The sequence below is a fragment of the Pseudomonas frigoris genome, assembly GCF_047758635.1.
Taxonomy (GTDB): Bacteria; Pseudomonadota; Gammaproteobacteria; order Pseudomonadales; family Pseudomonadaceae; genus Aquipseudomonas; species Aquipseudomonas frigoris.
Genome location: NZ_CP180479.1, coordinates 1,901,923 through 1,921,374, shown reverse-complemented (window position 1 = coordinate 1,921,374; position 19,452 = coordinate 1,901,923). Strand labels below are relative to the sequence as shown.

Sequence of the window (19,452 nt, the reverse complement as noted above, 5' to 3'; positions counted from 1 at the left end):
GGATTTCAGACGTAGTTCCGCGCCGGAAACCCGATTGACTCAGTCGTGGTACATGACCGAGCGACCGCCATCGATGGTGATGCACGAGGCATTGATGAACGGCGCTTCATCGCTGGCCAGGAAAACAGCGGTCATGGCCACTTCGATCGGCTGACCGATACGACGTGGTGGATGCAGATCGAAAGCGCGCTGACGTTCGGCATGCGGGTCGGCAAAACCGTTCCAGTAATCGACGTTCAGCTGGGTTTCGATGTAACCCGGCGCGATGGCGTTGACGCGAATGCCCTTCGGCGCGTATTCGATGCCCAGGGCGCGGGTCAGGCCGAGCAGGCCATGTTTGGCCACCGGGTACGGGAAGCAACCAGGAATGATGTGAGTGGAATGGGTCGAGGCGATGTTGATGATGCTGCCGATGCCCTGCTCGATCATCTGCGGCAATACCGCCTTGCAGCCATACCAGGCGCCGTCGAGGTCGATGGCGAAGCAGCGACGCCAGTCTTCCTCGGTCATTTCCAGCGGATCGCGGAACACATTGACCCCGGCACAATTGACCAGCACATCGATGCGACCGTGCAACTCGATCGCCAGTCTGGCCATGGCGTGCAGGTCCTGCTGCCTGGACACATCGGTCTTGATCGCCTGAACATCAAAGCCTTTGTCCCGCCAGTGCGCCGCGACCTTTTCGACTTTCTCACCCTGAATATCGCTGATGATCAGCTTGGCCTGCTGGGAAGCGAAGGTTGCGACAATCGCCTCGCCGATACCCTGAGCAGCACCGGTCAGCAGCACGACCTTGTTTTTCAGGCGCTCACCCTTCGGCGGTTCGGGCACCGGTGGCAAGGAAAGAGGTTCAGCCATGGATCAAGACTCCTTTTCGAGCGCACGACAAAAACCGGGCATCTGTCGATGTCCGGTCAAAAGGCTTTTTGGAAAATCGCTGCATCACTTCACCTGTTTTGTTTTTTTAAGTGTGAGTGCGTGTAACTGATGGAGCCGACTATAAACCCGACTGCCAAATAATCTCAATATATAATTTTACATCTCATATTTTGGGATTTATCCGGCAAACCGATTACAGGTTTTTCCGGGCACATCGACTCGAATCGACAGCAACGCGCCGTCCAACGGATGGTTGAGCGGGCTCGCGGCGCTGGTGATGTAAAGGGTTTTGAGGTCATCACCCCCGAATACGCAACTGGTGGGGCGGCTGATTGGCAGCTCGATCACGCGATCAACCTGCCCGTCCGGTGTCAGCCTGAGCAGACAGCTGCCGTCCCAACGGGCATTCCATATGTAACCTTCGGCATCCATCGCCGAGCCATCCGGGCCGCCGCGTTCATGCGGCCCAAACCAGACCCGGGCCGGGTCGAGGTTGCCGTCGGTGCGGATGAAGTACTGGTAGAGCGTGTTGTCGAGGCTGTCGGCGAAATACACGGTGGTCGCGTCGTCGCTCCACAGCAACGTGTTCGGGATACCCAACCCTCTAAGCAACGGCGTGACCCGAGCATCGCGATCGATGCGAAACAGGCCACCGGAACGCCGCACAATGGGCACGTCTTCGCCCTGCTCGCCGATGTTGTTCTGCATCGTGCCGAGCCAGAGCCGGCCCTGAGCATCGCAGCGGGCTTCATTGGCGCGATTGCCGGGTTGCGGATCAGCGACGCAGAGCAAAGTCAGTCGCGGCTCCAGGCCGGGGGAATCCAGATCGAGTCGATACACGCCGCTGTTCAACGTCACCAGCGCATCACCGCTTTCGCAGGGGATGAAGGCGGACACATGCTCGGGCATCTGCCAGATCTGCACGTTGGCACCAATCAGCCGCAGCGCCTGTTGACCGGCGATATCAACCCAGTACAGCGCCTGGGTCGGCGCGTCCCAAAACGGGCTTTCGCCCAGTCGTGCCCGGTGTTCAGTAACCGCAGTCCACTCCATAAAACCTCCTTCCTTATTGCTTTTATGTGGGAGCGGGCTTGCTCGCGAAGGCGGTGTGTCTGTGACATCAATGTTGGATGTGCCGACGCCTTCGCGAGCAAGTCGAATCGTCGCACCGCCGCTCCCACAGGGACTTTGTGTTGTCAGCTGGCTTTCTTGTCGGCCATGACTTGCGGGTAGAAGCGCTTGATGGCCAGGTCGGCGTTATCGATCAGGGTCATGCAGGCCCAGACACCTCGCGCGGCATCCCGGGCGGCGATGGCCTCGGCCATGTCTTTGTGAATCGGTAGTGTGCGGCGCAGTTCGTCCGGGTCGGCGGCGGACACTTCGAAAGACACCGCCAGCAGCGCGCCGAGGGCCGGGACCATTTGTTCGATGAATTGATTGTGGCTGGCAGCGAGGATGCACTCGTGGAAGAACTGGTCGGCGCGGTTGTAATCGATGCCGCTGTCCACTGCCCGCTCCAATGCGTTGTAAGCCTGAAGGATGGCGTGAACCTGTTCGACGGTAGCGCGCTCGCAAGCCCAGCGCACGGCCATGGGTTCGATGGTGCGGCGCAGGTCGAGCAAGTCGTCGACGAAGTTTTCCGGCAAGCCGCTGCGTGATAGCCAGCCTACGACTTGCGGATCGAAGAGGTTCCAGCGGCGCACCGGCAACACCCGCGTGCCGACCTTGGGCCCGACTTCGAGCATGCCCTTGGCAACCAGGGTTTTGATGGCTTCGCGGATAACGGTGCGGCTGACACCGAGTTGCTCGCCCAGGTCGGCTTCGACCTTGAGCGTCTCACCCGGCTTGACCTGCCCCGTGGCGATCCAGCAACCCAGCCAATCGACCGTCGACGCATGAAAACTGCTGGACATGGACACCTCGATTCAGGGACGGCACAAAGCCGTTCGCGATGGGTGCCCACGCTAATCATCATACGATTGAGTGTCAATTTAATTTTTTCTGTCTGACGGCGTTCAGGTGAGCGATTTGAACGAACCCGCTTTGTGACCTACGGTTAGCCGCGACAGATCAAGCGCAACTAAAGTCCGCTATCGACAGGTATAAGCATGAACATGGATGCGTCTACGCAATACCCGATTGTTTTGGTCCACGGCCTTTTTGGCTTCGATAAAATTGCCGGTTACCCCTACTTCTTCGAGATCAAGGAAGCTCTGGAACACGCTGGGGCCAAGGTGTTTGCCGTTAACATTCCAGCCGTGAACGGAAACGAGGAGCGCGGTAAAAAACTGCTCGAACACGTCAACCGTATTTTGCAGGAAACGGGAGCTGCCAAGGTCAACCTGATCGGCCACAGCCAAGGTCCATTGGCTGCACGCTACGTAGCGGCGCTACACCCGGAAAAGGTCGCATCAGTCACTTCTGTCAGCTGCCCCAATCATGGCTCCGAGATTGCCGACCAATTGCATAAGGCGCTGACGCCTGGTGAGTTGCCCGAAGTGCTCGTACTCGCCCTGTTCAAAGCAGTCGGTACCTTCATTTCGTTGATCAGCGACCATCCGGAAAACCCTCAGGACCCTCAAGCGGCTTTCGAATCGTTGACCAGCGCAGGTTTGGCAGCCTTCAACAAGAAGTACCCGCAAGGGCTACCGCAACATTGGGGTGGGGAAGGCAACGAAATTGAAAACGGCGTGCACTACTACTCCTGGAGCGGGATCCTGCAAAACTTTCAAAGTCTGCAACCTCTCGATCCGTCCCACTTGAACTGTATTGTGCTGTCGAAGTTATTTTATAAAGAGAAACACGCCAACGATGGGCTAGTCGGACAGTACAGCTCGCACCTGGGCAAAGTCATTCGTTCGGATTACCCGATGGACCATTTCGACGCAGTCAATCAAATGGCCGGGATCACGAGTTGGAACGTCAGCCCGGTCCACCTCTATCTTGAACATGCTGCTCGGCTTAAGGACAAAGGTTTGTAGGCAAAAAAATGGCCCGCTTGAATAGCGGGCCATTTTCCAGAACACAGCTACTTGGCGAGTTACGGCTCAAGCCCGATGGGAAAGAACTCGCCAGCGCTCCACACGCCTAACCAGCGCTGCCCGTCGATCTCGCGGGTGACGGCCAGCTCCACCAGTTGGTAGAACACGTTGCGGTGGATCAGGGCTTCGAGGTTGGTGCGCACATGCACGTAGGGCGCAGGTTCCTGCGTGACCGGGTCGATCACCACGCGCATGGGGTGTTCGGTGCCGGCCTCGGCGGTCTCGTCAACATTGGTGGTGAAGCGCAAGACCTGGGTTTCACCTTCGCCTTCGACCTCCACGGCAATCGCCACGAAGGGCGCGTCGTCGACCTTGATGCCAACCTTTTCGACCGGGGTGATGAGGAAGTAATCGTCACCATCGCGACGAATGATGGTGGAGAACAGCTTGACCATCGGCTTGCGCCCGATCGGCGTGCCCAGGTAATACCAGGTGCCATCACGGGCGATACGCATGTCGATGTCGCCGCAGAAGTCGGGGTTCCACAGGTGGACCGGCGGCAAGCCTTTGGTTTTGGGGATTTGCCCCAACAGATCGTTGGCTTTTTGCGGGCCACTCATGGCGTTCTCCTTTTGAATTACTGGTCGCTGAGCCCCAGCAGGCTGCGCGCGTATTGTTCCAGCGGCGGGCCCATCAGGTCTTCTGGCTTTTTGTCGTGGAACGTCAGTAAACCGCCACGACTCTTGATACGTGCAGTATCAATCAAATACTGGGTGCTGGTCTCGATCAACATGATCTGAATCACGCCGCTATCGATACCGAGGCGATCCAGGGCTTCCTGATCGAGCCATTCGTCCGAGTTGCCGATACGGTCATCAGACTTGGCGAACCGGGTATAGAGCAGGTAATGGGCACCGGCGGCACGGGCTTCGCCCATGGCTTGATCAAGACCTTCCGGGGCACGGGCGCGGCGGACCATGGGAAAGTATTCGACAAAGCCATCGAAGGCGACCTCGGCGATCACGTTAGGTCGTGGGTAGACAGTACTGCCTGGCGGCACAAAGGCGCCCTGGGCGATATAGACGAATGAGTCCGGTTGAATGCGCAGGTTATTCACACGGTGGCTGTCGCTATGGTCGAGCAACCCCGCGTCGCTCATGTGGTAGCGAGTCCCTTCAGCCAGATCGCTGACATTCATGCAGCCACCAAGCGCCAAAACGGCCAGCAGCAAAACCAGGCTACGCATCCTACCCTCCAGAGGCCGGTGACGGAAAACCGGCGAATGGCCATTGGATGCAGCTTCCGCGCCAGCTCGGGATCAGCAGCGTCTCACAGATCGCATCGCGAGCAAGCTCGCTCCCACAGGGTTGGCACAGGACCTGTGGGAGCGAGCTTGCTCGCGATGAGGTTCGATCAGCCGCCAATAATCTTCATGATGGTCGCACCACCTGAAAATGCTACTTCCTGCTTATCGCCCAAGGCTTTCACCAAGAGTCGCTGCAAGGCCGGCAATGCCTGATGACGCGGCTTGTCCAGCAGGTCGCCGACATAGTGGCGGTTGCTCGACGACAGGCAGCCATGCAGCCAGCCCGTGGACGAAAGGCGCAGCCGCGAACAGGTGCGGCAGAAAGGAACGCTTTCGTTGGCGATAATACCAAAGTAGCCCTGCCCCGGAATTTCATAACGCACGGCGGTGGCGTCTACCGGCGCATCGGCCTGAAGGTATTCGTAGCGCTCGCCGATCAGGCTGAGCAACTGCTGCAGGCTGACAAACTGTTGCAGGAAAGCATTGGAGTCGTTGGCCAGGTGGCCCATGCGCATCAACTCGATGAAGCGAAGCTCATAGCCGCGCTCCAGACAGTAATCGAGTAGCGGCATTACTTGATCGAGGTTCTGCCCACGCAGCGGCACCATATTGACCTTGATCTTCAGGCCGGCGGCGCTGGCCTGATCCATACCGTCGAGCACAGTCGCCAGATCGCCGCCACGGGCAATGCTGCGAAAGGCGCTGGCATCCAGGGTATCGAGGGAAACGTTGATGCGACGAATGCCAGCATCCACCAGTAGTGGCAGTTTCTTCGCCAGCAGCTGACCGTTGGTGGTCAGGCTGATGTCCGCCAGGCCCATCTGCCCGACGGCGGTCATGAAGGTTTCGAGTTTGGGGCTGACCAGCGGCTCGCCGCCGGTGATGCGCAAACGCTCAATGCCCGCCGCTTCGATCAGATAGGCCACGCCACGCGCCATGGCCTCGGCCGACAATTCATCCTGCGCAGCGACCAACCGCTTGCCGTTGGGCACGCAGTAGGTACAAGCGTAATTGCAGGCTGAAGTCAGACTGATTCGCAAATTGCGAAAACGCCTGCCTTGACGGTCAACGATCATGGACTACTCCGGCGGAAGAATATTCGGACCGCTAAAACTTGACTCACAAATCAAGTTTTAGCAAGTCCTATGCCTGAGTATATTCCTGCGGTACTGCGCCACGTAGCGAAATAATGGCGCAATAAGGCAACTGAATGGTTCAGCTGCTCGGGGTGTCGCTATCGCGCTTGCGCTTGTTGCCCATGCGTACGCCGATGTCCATCAGGAACTGGAAGAAACCTTCCTGATCTTCCAGCACATTGCTCCAGAACGGCGAGTGATACAGCGCCACGGCGCCGTGCACCAGCGCCCAGGAGGCGCAGTAATGGAAGTAAGGCGGCACATCTTCGAGCTTGCCTTCGCTGATCCGGCCCTTGATCAGCAGGGTCAGGCGTTCGAAGTTCGAGGCGCGAATCTTGTGCAGCTCCTCGACCATCTCTGGGACCTGATTGCCCTTGACCACCTTCTCTTCCAGGCGATCGAACAACCGATAGCGTTGAGGGTCGCGCATGCGGAATTCGAAGTAGGCCCGGGACAGGGCTTCCTTGTCCTTGTCGACATCGGCCGAATGCAACAGCTCGTTCAAATCGCGCTCGTAATCGAGCATCAGGCGCAGATAGATCTCGGCCTTGGATTTGAAGTGCTTGTAGATCGTGCCTTTGCCGATACCGACGGCATCAGCAATCATCTCGACGGTGACACTGTCTTCACCTTGATCGAGGAACAGCTTGAGCGCGGTATCGAGAATTTCTTGCTCGCGGCGACGAAACTCACGGACCTTACGAGGTTCTTTATGCATAAGAAAAGGTCTGTAGGGGTCAAAATTCGAAGCCGCGTATTATGCCTAACTTGCGCAAAAATGCACGGATCATCCGACCATATATGTGTTTCTTGATGAATTCCGGCAGCCTCGCAGATTAATGAGAACTCAACAGAAGCGCGCGTATTCCAAATTTGTTTAAAAACCGGCGCCGGTAAACTGGACTCGGCGCAATACTGATCAATACTTCAACTGTCGGCGGGACATCTCCCCCAAGTGTTGCGCCGATATAGGTACCAACGGACCGCGTGCCTTTGTTTTACTCCTAATGGTCTTAACCCGGATTCACCCCCCAGAACCCGGGTTTTTTTTGCCTGCGATTTAACCTTTCACATGCGCCAGCGGAAACAGTCGCTTGAAATTCTCGGTGGTTTGCTCGGCAAACCGCTCGTAGGGCTCACCTCGCAACATTGCCAGAAATTCCGCTACGTCGCGCACGTACTGCGGCAGGTTCGGCTTGCCGCGATGAGGGATCGGCGCCAGGTAAGGCGAGTCGGTTTCCACCAGCAATCGGTCAGCCGGCACTTTACTGGCTACGTCACGCAGAGCGTCGGCATTGCGGAAAGTGACAATCCCGGACAAGGAAATGTAATACCCCATGTCCAGGGCCGCTTTGGCCATGTCCCAGTCTTCGGTGAAACAATGCAGCACGCCCGCCTGGGGCAGCGCTGCTTCACGCAGGAGGTTCAACGTATCGGTGCGGGCACCACGGGTGTGGATGATCACCGGTTTGCCCGTCTGCTGTGCCGCTCGCAGATGCAGGCGAAACGACTCCTGTTGCAACTCCGCTGCTTCCGGCTCGTAGTAATAATCCAGACCGGTTTCACCGATCGCGACCACACGCGGGTGGTTGAGCTCGCGCAACAGCCAATCCAGTGCTGGCGCGGCGCCCGGTTGCACGTCCAGCGGATGCACGCCAACCGAACAGTCGACGTCGTCGTAACGTTCGGCCAGGGCTTTGACGTCGGCGGCATTCTCGACGCTGACGCCGATACACAGAAAGTGCCCTACCCCGCGCAGACGGGCCGCATCCAGTGCAGCATCCAGGGAGCCGTCGTGGGCGGCGAGGTCGAGGCGATCAAGGTGACAATGGGAATCTACGAGCATAAAAGGCTGCAACTTACATCGTATGAGTGGGACGGTCGGACTTCAGGGCTCCGGCCAGATGAGTTTCGATTCGACTGCGCGCGGTATTGTCGCCATCGTCGAATTGTACGCCGACCCCGGCAGCCCGGTTGCCCTGCGCACCTTTGGGGGTGATCCAGGTGACCTTGCCGGCGACCGGAATCTTCTCCGGCTCGTCCATCAGGTTCAACAGCATGAATACCTCATCGCCCAACTTGTAACTCTTGTTGGTCGGGATAAACAGGCCACCGTTCTTGATGAACGGCATGTAGGCCGCGTAAAGCACGGACTTGTCCTTGATCGTCAGGGACAAAATGCCGTTGCGCGGCCCCGGATTGACGAGTTCATTCATGCTGACCTCCGTTGCTGATGCTCGGAGTCTAGGCTTAGTCGGTCACTTCTGGGTAGGCAAACCCACCCATTGCACCAACAGCGCCTCCAGCAACAACACCCGATTGAGGTTGGCTTTGCTCATCACTTTCTGGCGCTGGGCGAGGATCCAGTCCTGAATATTCAGGACTTTGTCCTGGCCGGCTTTCTGCGCCAGGTACTGAATCACCTTGCGCATGTCCGTCAGTCCGAGCCCTTCTTCATCCTGCGTCAGTTGATAGCGCAGGATCAGGCTCGACCAGTCGCAGAACCAGTCGAACAACAGCAACAGCGGAATCGCATTCCAGCCTTCGGCCAGTTGCGTCGGTGACTGTTGCTGCTTGAGCAACTTCTTCACGCCATCGACCACCAGCGCCCGCTGCTCGCGCACACCCTGGGCCTGCAAGTTGACGGCGGCCAGTGGCGAACCGGCGGCCAGGGTCAGCAACTCGATACGCTCTTCTTCCGCGCAGTCCGGCAAAGCCTTCGCCAGCCACGCAAGACTCATGGCTTCGCTCGGCAATGGACAAGCCTGCTGCACGCAGCGGCTCTTGATGGTCGGCAACAGACGACTGGTCTGGTGGCTGACCAACAGTAAAACAGTATCGCCGGAAGGTTCTTCAAGGCTTTTGAGCAAGGCGTTGGCGGCATTGATGTTCATCGACTCGACCGGCTCGATCAGCACCACTTTGCGGCCGCCCATCTGCGCGGTCTGAACCACGAAGCTGACCAGATCACGAACCTGATCGACCTTGATCGCCTTATCGGCTTCTTCCGGCTCCAGAATGTAGTTGTCAGGGTGACTGCCGGCCTTGAGCAACAGACAGGATTTGCATTCGCCGCAAGCATCGTGGGCGGCGCTCGGACGCTGGCACAGCAAACTGGCCATCAAGCGCTCGGCCAGCGCGCGCTTGCCGATCCCGGCCGGGCCATGCAACAGATAGGCGTGAGCATGTTGCTTGCGACCGGCCAAATGCTGCCAGAGACTGTCCTGCCACGGATAGGCTTCAGCCACGGGTCAACTCCAGCAGACGCGGCAACAAGGCATCCAGTGCCTGCTGAACCTGCGCCAACGGCTGGGCGGCATCGACCAGGACATAACGCGCAGGATCCGCTTCAGCACGCTTGAGGAAAGCACTGCGCACCGCATCAAAAAAGGTTCGGCCTTCGAGTTCGAAGCGATCCAGACGACCACGAGCGCTGGCGCGGGCCAGGCCCACTTCCACCGGCAGATCGAAAATCAACGTCAGGTCCGGGCGCAGATCGCCCTGGACGAAGGCTTCCAGGGTCGCGATGCGCTCCAGCGACAGGCCGCGACCGCCACCCTGATAGGCGTAGGTCGAATCGGTAAAGCGATCACACAGGACCACCGCACCGCGGGCCAGCGCCGGGCGAATCACCTCGGCCAGATGCTGGGCTCGCGCGGCGAACACCAACAGCAACTCGGTGTCGGGGTTCATGACTTCGTCAACCGGCGCCAGCAGCACTTCGCGGATCCGCTCGGCCAACGGCGTGCCGCCTGGTTCGCGAGTCAGCACGACCTCGATACCCGCGGCGCGCAGGCGCTCGGCCAGGTATTCGCGATTGGTGCTCTTGCCGGCCCCTTCCGGGCCTTCCAGGGTAATAAACAAGCCAGTCACAGGCAGTCCTTAGTCAGAATCATTGCGGGCTTTGCGGCGCGGTTGCATCCGGTTCGGGCGCGGGTGCAGCTGCAGGTTCTTGAGCGGGTTCTTGCGCCGGCTCCGGTGATGGCGACTGGTCAGGCGCTTGCAGCTCTGTTGGCGCCGCCTGAGCAGGTTCTTGTGGCGGCACTTGCGGCAAAGCCTCGGGGACTGTGTCGGGCGAAGCAGCCGGAATCGGTGCCTGCTCATCCGTCGCCTCTGGCGCCGTAGCCGGCGCCGGGCTGGAGCGGTAGTCGGCACGGCGCTTGATCTGGAACTCACGCACAGCGTTATTGTGCGCGTCCAGATCATCGGAGAACACGTGGCTGCCATCACCACGAGCAACGAAATAGAGGCTATTGCCAGCCACCGGATTCAGCGCTGCATGAATCGCTTCGCGGCCGACCATGGCGATCGGGGTCGGCGGCAGTCCCGAAATCATGTAGGTGTTGTACGGCGTCGCCTCCTTGAGATGGGCGCGAGTCAATTTGCCGTTGTAACGATCACCGAGGCCGTAGATCACGGTCGGATCGGTCTGCAACAACATGCCTATTTCCATGCGCCGTACAAACACGCCAGCGATTTGCCCGCGCTCCTGCGGCACGCCGGTTTCCTTCTCCACCAGCGAGGCCATGATCAGCGCCTGATAGGGCTCGGTGTACGGCACGTCAGCGGCGCGCTGGCTCCACTCCTTGGCAAGGACTTCGTCGAGGCGGTCGTAGGCTTTTTTCAGCAGCTCGACATCGGTCATGCCGCGCACGAAGCGATAGGTGTCAGGGAAGAATCGCCCTTCCGGAAAAATCCCGGTGTGGCCGAGTTTGTCCATCACCTCGCTATCACTCAAACCGTCGAGGGTCTTTTCGAGTTTTTCATCCTTGGCCAGAGCAGCGCGCACCTGATGGAAATTCCAGCCTTCGACCAGGGTCAGGCTGTACTGAACCATTTCCCCGCGTTTCCACAGGTCAATCAGTCCTTCGACGGTCATGCCGGGCTGCATGCGGTATTCGCCCTTGTGCAGCGGTTGTTTGGCGAGATTGAAGCGCCAATACACCCGCAGCCAGAAAGCATCCTTGATGACGCCATCGGCTTCGAGTCGATAGAAGGTGCGGGTCGGTGTCGTGCCTTTTGGCACTTCCAGCAGCTCTTCCTGAGTGATATTCAGCGGCTGTTCCAGCGCCGAATGGATTTTCCAGGCGGAGGCGCCCAGACACAGCCCTGCCAGAACCAATCCGGTTTCCAGCAGCAGCAAGAATTTACGTCTCACGTATCAAGCATCCAGTAGCGCGCGGGCAATGGTTTGGAGTTTACGGGTGAGCGGACCAACCGGCCAGTTCAGTGCGGCATAGGCGCGCACCGGCCAAACGCCATACACGCTGTTGCAGACAAAGACTTCATCAGCCCATTGCAGCTGATCGAGGGTGATGTCGGTGATTTGCGTGGGGATCCCCAACGACTCGGCTTGAAACAATAATTCGGCACGCATCACACCGGCAACGCCACAGCGCTTCAAATCAGCCGTGATCAACATGCCATCGCGGATCAGAAACAGATTGCTGAACACGCCTTCAATGACGCGACCCGCCTGATCGAGCATCAAGCCTTCGGCGTGCTCCGTATCTTGCCATTCGGCGCGGGCTATCACTTGTTCCAGACGGTTAAGGTGTTTGAGGCCGGCAAGCAGTGGCTGCCTGGACAGTCGTGTCGCACAAGGGAACAGGCGAACGCCCTGCTCGCCATGAACGGCAGGATAAGCAGCGGGTGGATTACCTTGCAGAATACGTCGGGCTTGAGCCGAGGGATCGGGGGCGTAACCGCGCAGACTGTCGCCGCGGGTGATGATGAGCTTGAGCACGCCCTGACCCAGTGCGCTGGCATAGGCCAGCAGCTCACTGCGGATCAACTCATGATCGGCAGTGATCGCCAGGCGTGAACAGCCATCGGCCAGACGCGCCAGATGTCGGTCCAGCAGCAACGGTTGCCCGCCACGCACGGCAACGGTCTCGAACAGACCATCACCGTAAGCCAGGCCGCGATCCTTCAGCGACAAAGCGTCAGCCGGCTGACCGTCGACCCAGCTGTCCATCAGTCAGCGAACCGGCGGAACACCAGCGAGCCGTTGGTGCCGCCAAACCCGAAGGAGTTGGACAGCACCACATCGATATCCATATTGCGCGCGGTATGCGGTACGAAATCGAGGTCGCAACCTTCGTCCGGCTCATCGAGGTTGATGGTCGGCGGCGCTACCTGGCTGTTGATCGCCAGCACACTGAAGATCGCCTCGACCGCGCCCGCCGCACCCAACAGGTGACCGGTCATGGACTTGGTCGAACTGACCGCCAGCTTGTAAGCGTGATCGCCGAACACCGACTTGATCGCACAGGCTTCGGCAAGGTCGCCGGCCGACGTCGAGGTGCCGTGGGCGTTGACGTACTGAACCTGGTCGCCATTGATCTTGGCATCGCGCAGCGCATTGGTGATGCAACGTGCAGCACCCGCGCCATCGGCCGGTGGCGAAGTCATGTGGTAAGCATCGCCACTGGTGCCGAAGCCGATCAGCTCGGCGTAGATCGTCGCGCCACGGGCCTTGGCGTGCTCCAGTTCTTCGAGAACCAGAGCGCCGGCACCGTCGGACAGCACGAAGCCATCACGGCCCTTGTCCCATGGACGGCTGGCGCGGGTCGGCTCGTCGTTGCGGGTCGACAGCGCGCGGGAGGCACCGAAGCCGCCCATGCCCAGACCGCAAGCTGCCATTTCAGCGCCGCCGGCAATCATCACGTCGGCTTCGTCGTACATGATGTTGCGTGCCGCCATGCCGATGCAGTGCGTACCGGTGGTACACGCGGTGGCGATGGCGTAGTTAGGTCCCTGTGCACCCAGATGGATGGACAGAAAACCGGAAATCATATTGATGATCGAGCCAGGCACGAAAAACGGAGAAATCCGTCGTGGGCCGGAATCATGCAGCGTGCGGCTGGTTTCTTCGATATTGGTCAGTCCGCCAATCCCCGACCCCATGGCCACGCCGATGCGCTCACGGTTGGCGTCGGTGACTTCCAGACCGGCGTTACGAACTGCCTGAAAACCTGCGGCCAGACCGTATTGAATGAACAGGTCGAGCTTGCGAGCTTCCTTGACCGACAGGTATTCCTCGACATTGAAGCCCTTTACCGAGCCGCCAAAACGGGTGGAATAGGCAGAAAGGTCGGTGTGTTCGATCAGACCAATGCCACTGCGGCCAGCCAGAATGCCCTGCCAACTGCTCGGCACATCCGTGCCCAGTGGCGACAACATACCCATACCGGTGACTACGACGCGTCTACGCGACACAGCACTCTCCTTTTTCAAATGACGACTTTGCATCAGGCCTAAAGAAAAAACCGCACGCCGTGATGGCAGTGCGGTTTTTCCATGACAGCAAGCAACGATTACAAGCTATTAAGCCTGGTGGTTAGTAACGTAATCGATTGCGGCTTGTACAGTAGTGATCTTCTCAGCTTCTTCGTCAGGGATTTCGGTCTCGAATTCCTCTTCCAGAGCCATCACCAGCTCAACGGTGTCAAGGGAGTCGGCACCCAGGTCTTCAACGAAGGAAGCAGTGTTGACCACTTCTTCTTCTTTAACGCCCAGTTGCTCAGCAACGATTTTCTTGACGCGCTCTTCGATGGTGCTCATACCTTGTTTTCACTCCTAATGGACAAATTCAGGCAGCTGGCCAGTGGGTAAGTGTATAGAAAGACTTTTCAGTTTTTCAACTGAAAGCTTCACTCCTCAAACCCGACGACCCTCTGCCTATAAATAGATTGCAGCTTTATAACGGATTTTAGACAGCTCGTATGACATTTTTTTGAAGCGATCCGTCACATTTAACTCATGTACATCCCGCCGTTCACCGGGATTGTAGCCCCAGTAACGTAAGCCGCACCGTCGGATGCAAGAAAAGCGACCACAGACGCGATCTCTTGAGCTTGCCCCAGACGGCCCAGCGGAATCTGCGTCTGCAAGGCTTCACGCTGTGCCTCAGGCAGCTCGCGGGTCATATCGGTGTCGATGAACCCAGGGGCCACCGAGTTTACCGTAATCGAACGCGAACCGACTTCACGCGCCAGCGAACGGCTGAAACCTTCCAGACCGGCCTTGGCGGCTGCGTAGTTTACTTGGCCTGCGTTGCCCATGGCACCCACAACCGACCCAATACTGATAATTCGTCCCCAACGGGCTTTGGTCATACCGCGCAAAACGCCCTTGGACAGGCGAAACAGACTGTTCAGGTTGGTATCGACGACGTCATGCCATTCGTCATTTTTCATCCGCATCATCAGATTATCGCGGGTGATACCGGCATTGTTGACCAGGATCGCCGGCGCACCGAACTGCGATGTAATGCTCGCCAGTACTGCAGCAACGGATTCGTCGCTGGTGACATTGAGTTCCAGGCCAGTGCCTTGAATCCCGCTTTCCTTCAGGGTTGCCGCAATGCGCTCGGCACCCGAGGCAGACGTCGCGGTGCCGATAACGATGGCGCCCTGACGACCCAGTTCCAGGGCGATAGCCTGGCCGATACCGCGGCTCGCGCCAGTGACCAGTGCAACTTTACCTTGCAGACTCATGCAGGCTTCTCCTGATTCAAGCCAGCGCTGCGCGAGCGGCAGCGAAGGCGTCGGGGGTATTGAGGTTGGATGTCGACACGCCTTCGGCGCAACGCTTGTTCAAGCCAGCCAGCACTTTACCTGGGCCGCATTCGACCAACTGGGTAGCACCTTTGGCGGCTAGCGCCTGAACCGATTCGACCCAGCGTACAGGCTTGTAAAGCTGCTCAAGCAGATCGCGCTTGAGGGTTTCCAGATCGGCCGGCACATTGGCGCTGACGTTCTGAACCACCGGAATCTGCGGCGCCTGCCAGTCGATCGCTGCGATCGACTCGGCGAAACGCTCGGCCGCCGGACGCATCAGCTCGCAATGGGACGGCACGCTGACCGGCAACGGCATGGTGCGCTTGGCACCACGGGCCTTGCAGCCTTCGATGGCGCGCTCGACTGCTGCCTTGGCACCGGCGATGACCACCTGGCCAGGGGAATTGAAGTTGACCGCACTGACCACTTCGCCTTGAGCCGCTTCAGCACAGGCTGCCAGCACATCAGCATCGTCCAGACCGAGAATGGCGGCCATGCCACCTTGTCCGGCCGGAACGGCTTCCTGCATCAACTGACCGCGGCGCTCAACCAGCTTCACCGCGTCGCCCAGGCTCAGGCTGCCCGCAGCGACCAGAGCGCTGTATTCGCCCAGGCTGTGACCGGCAACATAAGCCGGACGCGCACCGCCTTCAGCCAGCCACAGACGCCACAAGGCAATCGAGGCGGTCAGAATGGCCGGCTGGGTTTTATCGGTTTGATTGAGTTGCTCTTCCGGCCCTTGCTGGGTCAGTGCCCACAGGTCGTAACCCAGAGCATCGGAAGCTTCTTTGAATGTTTCGAGGACAACCGGATGTTGCGCGCCCAACTCGGCCAGCATGCCGAGGGACTGCGAACCCTGTCCCGGAAAGACGAATGCGAGGGAAGCAGACATGTAACAAGCCCCTAATGATCTTGTCGTCGGAGAATTGACGTCCCGCTTGGGGGACGCAAGAAACTGACAGTTGGATGGCAAATTGAACTGAGCGGTCACATTTAAGCATTGTCCGACGAAAACGCCTAAAGCAACAAATCCTCCAGGCGACCGTGAATACGTTCCGGCAGGTTTTCCTGAATCTCGATCAAGGCGCGCTGAATCGCACTCTGGAAGCCCTGAACCCCCGCCGAACCATGGCTTTTGACCACAATCCCCTGCAACCCGAGGAAGCTTGCGCCGTTATGCCGTGCAGGCGCCAGATCGGCTTGCAAGCGCTTCATCAGCGGCAGGGCCAGAGCACCGACCACTTTAGTCGCGAGGTTTTTCTTGAACAAGGCTTCGATGCGCGCGGCAATCATGGTCGCCAGGCCTTCGCTGGATTTGAGCAGGATATTGCCGACAAAACCGTCACATACCACCACATCTGCCTCGCCACGGTACACACCGTCACCCTCGACAAAACCGATGTAATTGATGCCGCGAGCACTCTGCAACAAGGTGGCCGCCAGTTTGACCTGCTGGTTGCCCTTGATGTCTTCAGTACCGATGTTCAGCAGCGCCACTCGCGGACGAACAATGCCCAGGGTTTCCGCCGCCACCGACCCCATCACAGCGAACTGCAACAGATGCTCGGCGCTGCAATCGACATTGGCGCCCAGGTCGAGCAACTGGCAATAACCTTTCTGCGTCGGAATCGCCGCCACCATCGCCGGCCGATCAATACCCGGCAAGGTCTTGAGCACGAAGCGCGACAACGCCATCAGCGCACCGGTATTGCCAGCGCTGACGCAGGCCTGGACCTTGCCGTCTCGCAGCAACTCCAGCGCCACACGCATCGACGAGTCGGGCTTGCCGCGCAGGGCCTGGGCAGGTTTTTCGTCCATGGTGATGACTTCGGACGCCGGCGCGATCGACAGACGCGAGCGATCCACAGCCGATTGGCCAGAGAGCAATTCTTCAAGAAGGGAGGGTTGACCGACGAGGGTCAGGTGCAGCGAGGGCGTAGCAGACAGGCAAGCAAGGCTGGCCTGAACAATGCTGCGGGGACCGAAGTCCCCGCCCATTGCGTCAATCGCGATGACTTGAGCAGACAAGTGATTACTCGTCAGCGCCCTTGTCGATCACTTTACGGCCACGGTATACGCCTTCTGGCGATACGTGGTGACGCAGGTGAATTTCACCGGTGGTTTTTTCTACAGACAGAGTGCTTGCCGTCAGGGCGTCGTGCGAACGACGCATGTCACGGGCAGAGCGGGATTTTTTGTTCTGCTGAACAGCCATAATTGATTAACTCCTAAACGTTTGGGTCACGCTTTAACTGCGCCAATACACTGAACGGGTTGGACCGCGTTACCTCGTCCTCGCTCGGTTCGGGCTCATCGAGACCCGCCGGCTGCTGGCATTCTTCCGGATGATGAGCAGGCACAATGGGCAAGGCGAGCAGAAGCTCCTCCTCGATCAGTGACTGCAGATCCAATGGATCTTCGCCCAGTTCCAGCACGTCATAACCTTTCGGCAACGACTGGGTATTCGCACCCTCCTTCACCACAGCATAACTGCATTCGCTGTGGATCGGCAGGGTGACCAGCTCAAGACAACGCTGGCAAACCATTTTGACTTCGGTGTCGATAAAACTGTGAATTACCACAGACTTACGTTCATCTCGTTCAAAAACGAATTTAGCCTGCACCGTACCGACAGTGTCGGAAAGCGGGTCGCAGAGTCTCTCCAAATCGGCCAGCAGCAGTTCACCTTGAAGGGTGGTGCCACGATCAGCCAATTTGCGCGGGTCAACGTGAGGTGGAATCGGGTCATTCAACATAGGCGCAGCATTATAGGGATGCCCCCAGCCATGTCAAAGGAAATTCAGCCCTGTCCGTCACTTGCAAGCCTCCGCTAGAATTCGCGCCTGTCTTCTGGAGATGCGCATGCTGCCTTTATTACTCGCTTCAAGCTCGGTTTATCGCCGGGAATTGCTGGCCCGCTTGCAGCTGCCGTTTATCTGCAGCTCGCCGGATATTGACGAAAGCCATCGTCCGGACGAGTCCGCCATCGAGCTGGTCAAGCGCCTCGCCGAGGAAAAAGCACGTGCGTTGGCCAGCAGCCATCGCGCTCATCTGATTATCGGCTCCGATCAGGTCGCGGTGCTTGGCGAACGGATTATCGGCAAACCGCACACCTTCGAAAAGGCCCGCGAACAATTGTTGGCTTCGAGCGGTGCCAGCGTGACCTTCCTCACCGGCCTGGCGCTGCTCAACAGCCAGACCGGTGAATGCCAGGTCGACTGCGTGCCGTTCACCGTGCACATGCGCACGCTCGACACCGCACGCATCGAACGCTACCTGCGCGCCGAACAGCCCTACGATTGCGCTGGCAGCTTCAAAGCCGAGGGTTTGGGGGTGAGCCTGTTTCAAAGCACCGAAGGCCCTGACGCCACCAGCCTGATCGGCCTGCCATTGATTCGCCTGGTGGACATGCTGCTGGCCGAAGGCGTGCAGATACCTTAAAGATCAAAAGATCGCAGCCTCGTTTCACTCGACAGCTCCTACAAGGGATACGCATTTCAATGTAGGAGCTGTCGAGTGAAACGAGGCTGCGATATTTTGACTTTAAAAAAACCGGCAAAAAGCCGGTTTTTTTTATGCAGCCATAGAATCAGCGCAACGAAGGCCCCTGGAAGCCCATCCACATCGCCAGATGCTCAGCCACGCTGGCACCGAGTTTTTTCGAGAAGCGATCGAACGGCGATTCCTGAACGGTGAAGTCCACCAGCTCTTTCTCGCCAATGACATCACGGGCCACCGAACTGGCATTCCCCAGGCCATCGATCAACCCCAGCGGCAGTGCCTGCTCGCCCGACCAGACCAACCCGGAGAACAACTCTGGATGCTCCTTGTCCTTGAGGCGGTCGCCACGACCTTTCTTGACGCTGCTGATGAATTGCTGATGAGTGGTATCGAGCACACCCTGCCAGAACTGAGTTTCTTCAGGCTTCTGCGGCTGGAACGGATCGAGGAACGATTTGTGCTCGCCGGAGGTGTAAGTGCGACGCTCGACACCCAGCTTCTCCATCGTCCCGACAAAGCCATAACCGGCCGCCGTCACACCAATGGAACCTACCAGGCTCGCCTTGTCGGCGTAGATCTGATCTGCCGCGCTTGCGATGTAATAAGCACCGGAAGCGCCCAAATCCGAGATTACCGCGTAAACCTTGGTATCCGGATGCAGGCCGCGCAAACGGCGGATCTCGTCATAGACGTAGCCCGACTGCACCGGACTGCCGCCCGGACTGTTGATTCGCAGGATGACACCTTTGACCTTCTCGTCCTCGAACGCTGCACGCAGGCTGCCGACGATGTTATCAGCGCTGGCAGGCTCCTTGTCGGCGATCATGCCGGTCACGTCGATCAGCGCGGTGTAGGTGCCACTGCGAGTGGCGGCTTTTTCCATGTCCATCAACGGCGTGAACAGGATCAACGCGCCAAACAGGTACACAAAGGTCAGCAGCTTGAAGAAAATCCCCCAGCGACGGGACCTGCGCTGCTCCTGCACGCCAGCTAGCAGGGTCTTTTCCAGCAGCTTCCAGCTTTTCTCGTCACCGCTCTCTGCGCTCGCCTTGGCGGGCGCTTTCCATTCGTCGGTCATGACATCT

The 19,452-nt window shown here is 58.6% G+C and carries 23 protein-coding genes; 2 read left to right on the top strand and 21 right to left on the bottom strand.

Annotated elements, in window-relative coordinates:
* Nucleotides 1-39: 39 nt before the first annotated feature.
* From ACMXYH_RS08720 to ACMXYH_RS08710, 3 genes are all read right to left on the bottom strand, one after another.
* Nucleotides 40-858 carry an SDR family oxidoreductase gene (locus tag ACMXYH_RS08720; protein ID WP_129437429.1) on the bottom strand — a complete coding sequence of 273 codons (819 nt, stop codon included), beginning with the start codon at nucleotides 856-858 and terminating at the stop codon, nucleotides 40-42.
* A 198-nt stretch (nucleotides 859-1,056) separates the two neighbouring features.
* A complete protein-coding gene (locus tag ACMXYH_RS08715) occupies nucleotides 1,057-1,932 on the bottom strand; it encodes an SMP-30/gluconolactonase/LRE family protein (RefSeq protein ID WP_415766844.1) in 876 nt (291 codons plus the stop codon).
* Nucleotides 1,933-2,075: 143 nt separating this feature from the next.
* Nucleotides 2,076-2,792, bottom strand: coding sequence for a FadR/GntR family transcriptional regulator (locus tag ACMXYH_RS08710; RefSeq protein WP_008152308.1), 717 nt, complete (start codon nucleotides 2,790-2,792; stop codon nucleotides 2,076-2,078).
* A gap of 195 nt (nucleotides 2,793-2,987) precedes the next feature.
* Between ACMXYH_RS08710 and ACMXYH_RS08705 the strand changes: the two genes are divergently transcribed.
* Complete coding sequence (locus ACMXYH_RS08705) at nucleotides 2,988-3,860, top strand: esterase/lipase family protein (protein WP_415766843.1); 873 nt, start codon at nucleotides 2,988-2,990, stop codon at nucleotides 3,858-3,860.
* Nucleotides 3,861-3,919: 59 nt separating this feature from the next.
* On the opposite strand, the gene ACMXYH_RS08700 is transcribed toward ACMXYH_RS08705, so the two are convergent.
* The 17 genes from ACMXYH_RS08700 to ACMXYH_RS08620 all read right to left on the bottom strand — a co-directional run bounded on the left by ACMXYH_RS08700 (nucleotide 3,920) and on the right by ACMXYH_RS08620 (nucleotide 17,622).
* Entirely contained in the window at nucleotides 3,920-4,480 is a 561-nt protein-coding gene (locus ACMXYH_RS08700; RefSeq protein ID WP_046049085.1) for a DUF1285 domain-containing protein, read from the bottom strand.
* Nucleotides 4,481-4,497: 17 nt separating this feature from the next.
* A complete protein-coding gene (locus tag ACMXYH_RS08695; RefSeq protein ID WP_415766842.1) occupies nucleotides 4,498-5,106 on the bottom strand; it encodes a DUF4823 domain-containing protein in 609 nt (202 codons plus the stop codon).
* A 167-nt stretch (nucleotides 5,107-5,273) separates the two neighbouring features.
* Complete coding sequence (locus ACMXYH_RS08690; protein ID WP_415766841.1) at nucleotides 5,274-6,242, bottom strand: GTP 3',8-cyclase MoaA; 969 nt, start codon at nucleotides 6,240-6,242, stop codon at nucleotides 5,274-5,276.
* Between the two features lie 139 nt (nucleotides 6,243-6,381).
* Nucleotides 6,382-7,020 carry a TetR/AcrR family transcriptional regulator gene (locus tag ACMXYH_RS08685; RefSeq protein ID WP_007945721.1) on the bottom strand — a complete coding sequence of 213 codons (639 nt, stop codon included), beginning with the start codon at nucleotides 7,018-7,020 and terminating at the stop codon, nucleotides 6,382-6,384.
* Nucleotides 7,021-7,362: 342 nt separating this feature from the next.
* A complete protein-coding gene (locus ACMXYH_RS08680; protein ID WP_129437440.1) occupies nucleotides 7,363-8,148 on the bottom strand; it encodes a TatD family hydrolase in 786 nt (261 codons plus the stop codon).
* Between the two features lie 13 nt (nucleotides 8,149-8,161).
* On the bottom strand, nucleotides 8,162-8,518 hold the full coding sequence (locus ACMXYH_RS08675) for a PilZ domain-containing protein (protein ID WP_129437442.1): 357 nt from the start codon (nucleotides 8,516-8,518) through the stop codon (nucleotides 8,162-8,164).
* A gap of 42 nt (nucleotides 8,519-8,560) precedes the next feature.
* Nucleotides 8,561-9,550: a DNA polymerase III subunit delta' gene (locus ACMXYH_RS08670; RefSeq protein ID WP_134419088.1), complete on the bottom strand. Its 990-nt coding sequence runs from the start codon at nucleotides 9,548-9,550 to the stop codon at nucleotides 8,561-8,563.
* Nucleotides 9,543-10,175: a dTMP kinase gene (gene tmk / locus ACMXYH_RS08665; protein ID WP_046049079.1), complete on the bottom strand. Its 633-nt coding sequence runs from the start codon at nucleotides 10,173-10,175 to the stop codon at nucleotides 9,543-9,545. Before tmk ends, ACMXYH_RS08670 begins: the two co-directional genes overlap by 8 nt.
* A 19-nt stretch (nucleotides 10,176-10,194) precedes the next feature.
* Nucleotides 10,195-11,460 carry an endolytic transglycosylase MltG gene (mltG, locus tag ACMXYH_RS08660; protein ID WP_129437446.1) on the bottom strand — a complete coding sequence of 422 codons (1,266 nt, stop codon included), beginning with the start codon at nucleotides 11,458-11,460 and terminating at the stop codon, nucleotides 10,195-10,197.
* Nucleotides 11,461-11,463: 3 nt separating this feature from the next.
* A complete protein-coding gene (gene pabC, locus ACMXYH_RS08655) occupies nucleotides 11,464-12,279 on the bottom strand; it encodes an aminodeoxychorismate lyase (protein ID WP_415766840.1) in 816 nt (271 codons plus the stop codon).
* The gene (fabF, locus tag ACMXYH_RS08650; protein WP_095132060.1) at nucleotides 12,279-13,523 is read right to left on the bottom strand and encodes a beta-ketoacyl-ACP synthase II; all 1,245 of its coding nucleotides are present in this window, start codon (nucleotides 13,521-13,523) and stop codon (nucleotides 12,279-12,281) included. The genes pabC and fabF overlap by 1 nt, the downstream gene beginning before the upstream one ends.
* Nucleotides 13,524-13,631: 108 nt before the next feature.
* Nucleotides 13,632-13,868: an acyl carrier protein gene (acpP, locus tag ACMXYH_RS08645; protein WP_003442511.1), complete on the bottom strand. Its 237-nt coding sequence runs from the start codon at nucleotides 13,866-13,868 to the stop codon at nucleotides 13,632-13,634.
* A gap of 191 nt (nucleotides 13,869-14,059) precedes the next feature.
* Nucleotides 14,060-14,803 (bottom strand): 3-oxoacyl-ACP reductase FabG, encoded by a 744-nt coding sequence (fabG, locus tag ACMXYH_RS08640; protein ID WP_129437450.1) that lies wholly within the window; start codon nucleotides 14,801-14,803, stop codon nucleotides 14,060-14,062.
* Between the two features lie 16 nt (nucleotides 14,804-14,819).
* Nucleotides 14,820-15,758: an ACP S-malonyltransferase gene (gene fabD, locus ACMXYH_RS08635; protein ID WP_415766839.1), complete on the bottom strand. Its 939-nt coding sequence runs from the start codon at nucleotides 15,756-15,758 to the stop codon at nucleotides 14,820-14,822.
* A gap of 125 nt (nucleotides 15,759-15,883) precedes the next feature.
* Nucleotides 15,884-16,894: a phosphate acyltransferase PlsX gene (gene plsX, locus ACMXYH_RS08630; RefSeq protein WP_415766838.1), complete on the bottom strand. Its 1,011-nt coding sequence runs from the start codon at nucleotides 16,892-16,894 to the stop codon at nucleotides 15,884-15,886.
* Nucleotides 16,895-16,898: 4 nt separating this feature from the next.
* Complete coding sequence (gene rpmF / locus ACMXYH_RS08625; protein WP_008152339.1) at nucleotides 16,899-17,081, bottom strand: 50S ribosomal protein L32; 183 nt, start codon at nucleotides 17,079-17,081, stop codon at nucleotides 16,899-16,901.
* 13 nt (nucleotides 17,082-17,094) lie between these two features.
* Nucleotides 17,095-17,622: a YceD family protein gene (locus ACMXYH_RS08620; RefSeq protein WP_004371317.1), complete on the bottom strand. Its 528-nt coding sequence runs from the start codon at nucleotides 17,620-17,622 to the stop codon at nucleotides 17,095-17,097.
* Nucleotides 17,623-17,728: 106 nt separating this feature from the next.
* Here ACMXYH_RS08620 and ACMXYH_RS08615 point away from each other — a divergent pair, with 106 nt between their 5' ends.
* Entirely contained in the window at nucleotides 17,729-18,307 is a 579-nt protein-coding gene (locus ACMXYH_RS08615) for a Maf family protein (protein ID WP_415766837.1), read from the top strand.
* A gap of 148 nt (nucleotides 18,308-18,455) precedes the next feature.
* Here the strand turns inward: ACMXYH_RS08615 and sppA are convergent, their stop codons facing one another.
* Nucleotides 18,456-19,445: a signal peptide peptidase SppA gene (gene sppA / locus ACMXYH_RS08610; RefSeq protein ID WP_129437458.1), complete on the bottom strand. Its 990-nt coding sequence runs from the start codon at nucleotides 19,443-19,445 to the stop codon at nucleotides 18,456-18,458.
* Nucleotides 19,446-19,452: the final 7 nt, after the last annotated feature.

Excerpts from the sequence above, each read along its gene's own strand:
- ACMXYH_RS08720 (WP_129437429.1), bottom strand. The coding sequence starts at position 858 with ATGGCTGAACCTCTTTCCTTGCCACCGGTGCCCGAACCGCCGAAGGGT.
- ACMXYH_RS08715 (WP_415766844.1), bottom strand. The coding sequence starts at position 1,932 with ATGGAGTGGACTGCGGTTACTGAACACCGGGCACGACTGGGCGAAAGC.
- ACMXYH_RS08710 (WP_008152308.1), bottom strand. The coding sequence starts at position 2,792 with ATGTCCAGCAGTTTTCATGCGTCGACGGTCGATTGGCTGGGTTGCTGG.
- ACMXYH_RS08705 (WP_415766843.1), top strand. The coding sequence starts at position 2,988 with ATGAACATGGATGCGTCTACGCAATACCCGATTGTTTTGGTCCACGGC.
- ACMXYH_RS08700 (WP_046049085.1), bottom strand. The coding sequence starts at position 4,480 with ATGAGTGGCCCGCAAAAAGCCAACGATCTGTTGGGGCAAATCCCCAAA.
- ACMXYH_RS08695 (WP_415766842.1), bottom strand. The coding sequence starts at position 5,106 with ATGCGTAGCCTGGTTTTGCTGCTGGCCGTTTTGGCGCTTGGTGGCTGC.
- ACMXYH_RS08690 (WP_415766841.1), bottom strand. The coding sequence starts at position 6,242 with ATGATCGTTGACCGTCAAGGCAGGCGTTTTCGCAATTTGCGAATCAGT.
- ACMXYH_RS08685 (WP_007945721.1), bottom strand. The coding sequence starts at position 7,020 with ATGCATAAAGAACCTCGTAAGGTCCGTGAGTTTCGTCGCCGCGAGCAA.
- ACMXYH_RS08680 (WP_129437440.1), bottom strand. The coding sequence starts at position 8,148 with ATGCTCGTAGATTCCCATTGTCACCTTGATCGCCTCGACCTCGCCGCC.
- ACMXYH_RS08675 (WP_129437442.1), bottom strand. The coding sequence starts at position 8,518 with ATGAATGAACTCGTCAATCCGGGGCCGCGCAACGGCATTTTGTCCCTG.
- pabC (WP_415766840.1), bottom strand. The coding sequence starts at position 12,279 with ATGGACAGCTGGGTCGACGGTCAGCCGGCTGACGCTTTGTCGCTGAAG.
- acpP (WP_003442511.1), bottom strand. The coding sequence starts at position 13,868 with ATGAGCACCATCGAAGAGCGCGTCAAGAAAATCGTTGCTGAGCAACTG.
- fabG (WP_129437450.1), bottom strand. The coding sequence starts at position 14,803 with ATGAGTCTGCAAGGTAAAGTTGCACTGGTCACTGGCGCGAGCCGCGGT.
- fabD (WP_415766839.1), bottom strand. The coding sequence starts at position 15,758 with ATGTCTGCTTCCCTCGCATTCGTCTTTCCGGGACAGGGTTCGCAGTCC.
- rpmF (WP_008152339.1), bottom strand. The coding sequence starts at position 17,081 with ATGGCTGTTCAGCAGAACAAAAAATCCCGCTCTGCCCGTGACATGCGT.
- ACMXYH_RS08620 (WP_004371317.1), bottom strand. The coding sequence starts at position 17,622 with ATGTTGAATGACCCGATTCCACCTCACGTTGACCCGCGCAAATTGGCT.
- ACMXYH_RS08615 (WP_415766837.1), top strand. The coding sequence starts at position 17,729 with ATGCTGCCTTTATTACTCGCTTCAAGCTCGGTTTATCGCCGGGAATTG.
- sppA (WP_129437458.1), bottom strand. The coding sequence starts at position 19,445 with ATGACCGACGAATGGAAAGCGCCCGCCAAGGCGAGCGCAGAGAGCGGT.